This is a genomic window from Sphingomonas sp. Ant20, from assembly GCF_000783375.1.
Classification (GTDB): Bacteria; Pseudomonadota; Alphaproteobacteria; order Sphingomonadales; family Sphingomonadaceae; genus Sphingomonas; species Sphingomonas aerolata.
Genome location: NZ_JRVI01000275.1, coordinates 1 through 1659, shown reverse-complemented (window position 1 = coordinate 1659; position 1659 = coordinate 1). Strand labels below are relative to the sequence as shown.

Here is a 1659-nt window from a genome sequence, read left to right as displayed (position 1 = left end):
GGGCGGTCGGGCGCGCGGCGCGGATCCCGGCGGTGCGCGGCCATGTCGCGCGCGACGGGGATTTCGTCACGATCGGCGTGCGCGACACGGGCAGCGGGATCGACCCGGCGCATATCGAGCATATCTTCGAGCCGTTCTTCACGTCGAAGGCGATCGGCCACGGCACCGGGCTAGGGCTGTCGCAGGTGTTCGGGTTCGTGAAACAGTCGGGCGGCGAGGTGATCGTCGAGAGCACGCCCGGCGCGGGCGCGACGTTCACGTTGTACCTGCCGCATGATCCGACCGGCGTGCCGGCGGGGGTCGGCATCGCGGCGGAGGCGCGCGGCGACGGGCCGTCGCTGCGGATCCTGGTGGTTGAGGACAATGCCGCGGTTGGCGACTTCGCAATGTCCGCGCTCGCCGATCTGGGGCATGCGATCGTGTTCGCGCGCGATGCCGAGGAGGCGCTGGCGATCCTGGCGCGGGAGGTGGACGCGTTCGACGTGATGTTCTCCGACGTGGTGATGCCGGGGATGAACGGCGTCGCGCTGGCGCAATATGTCCGCCGGGACTTTCCCGCGATGCGCGTGCTGCTGACCAGCGGGTATAGCGACGTGATCTCGAAGGACGGCGCGCAGGGCTTTGCGCTGTTGCACAAACCCTATTCGATGGCGGAGCTCGCGCGGGCGCTGCATGCGGTGATGGAGGCGGACCGGCCGCTGGCGGCGGGCGCGTTCTAGAGCGCGGCGCTGTCGGTGAGGCGGTGGACGTCGCCGAGCAGCCGGTCGAAATAGTCGGTGCGCGGCGCATCGAAGGTGACGATGTAGAGCAGCCCCGCGACGATCGTCGCGCGTGCCTCGCCCCGGCGCGGCAAATCGTCGGCGTCGACATAGGCATAGCCGAAGCGGATCCCGGCATGGCCGAGAAACGGGTCGGGCGCCGCGGTGGTGAGCCTGAAGTCCGCAATCCCGCCCGCGCTGCGATAGGTCGATTCGAGCAGTTCGGGGATTTCGGCGAGCAGCATCGCGTCGCCGAACCGGGGCAGCGTCCTGCGGCGCCGGGGTTCGCGGAGCAGCGGCTCGCCGGGTGCGATCCCGCCGAACCAGGTGACCGCGTTGAGCCGCTCACCGTCGAGCGTCCAGACCTCGGCCTTGCGGCCCGGTCGGGCGGAGAGCTGGTTCCAGTCGCGCGGCGGGGTGACGGTCATCGTGCGGGCGACGCGGACGGGCTTGCCCTGCGCGCGATAGGCGTTTGCGTCGGCGGGCGCGGGCAGGAGCATGAGGAGGGCGGGAAGCAGCGGGTAGCGCATCAGCGGTCCTCCGGGGCGGCGATCAGGGCCGCGATCATGCCCGCATCGCCGGCGGCGGGGTCGACCGCGAGATAGCGGCGCAGTGCTGCCTGTCCCTCCGCGAGGCGACCGGTCCGGACCAGCGCCAGTCCCAGCCCGCGCTGTGCGGCGGCGAGGCTCGGGTCGAGCGCAGTAGCCTGTGTATAGAAATGTGCGGCGTTGACGAGGTCGCGGGGGTTGCCGCGGGCGCGGTACAGGTCGCCGCGCGCGCGCCAGAGTGCTGCGGTCCAGCCGCGCGCGGCACAGGCGGCGATCAGATAGGCGCTGGCGCCGAAGTCGTGAGCTTGATCTGGTCGTCGAGGAACTGCGCGAGCGGCACCACGGCGCGAGTG

General features: G+C 71.3%; 2 protein-coding genes and 1 pseudogene. 1 reads left to right on the top strand and 2 read right to left on the bottom strand.

Annotated features, from left to right (window positions below; translation table 11 throughout):
* The coding region (locus NI18_RS20110) for an ATP-binding protein (protein ID WP_037532838.1) at nt 1–719 on the top strand (719 nt) is incomplete at its 5' end.
* Here NI18_RS20110 and NI18_RS20105 read toward each other — a convergent pair.
* Nucleotides 716–1288, bottom strand: coding sequence for a hypothetical protein (locus NI18_RS20105; protein WP_037532835.1), 573 nt, complete (start codon nt 1286–1288; stop codon nt 716–718). The two genes, NI18_RS20110 and NI18_RS20105, sit on opposite strands and share 4 nt — an antisense overlap.
* A pseudogene (locus NI18_RS25295) lies at nt 1288–1659 on the bottom strand (peptidase M48); the annotation flags it as partial. The gene NI18_RS20105 and the pseudogene NI18_RS25295, both read right to left, overlap by 1 nt.

What these genes read in the sequence shown, in the direction of transcription:
- NI18_RS20105 (WP_037532835.1), bottom strand. Translation starts at nt 1,288, where the DNA reads ATGCGCTACCCGCTGCTTCCCGCCCTCCTCATGCTCCTGCCCGCGCCC.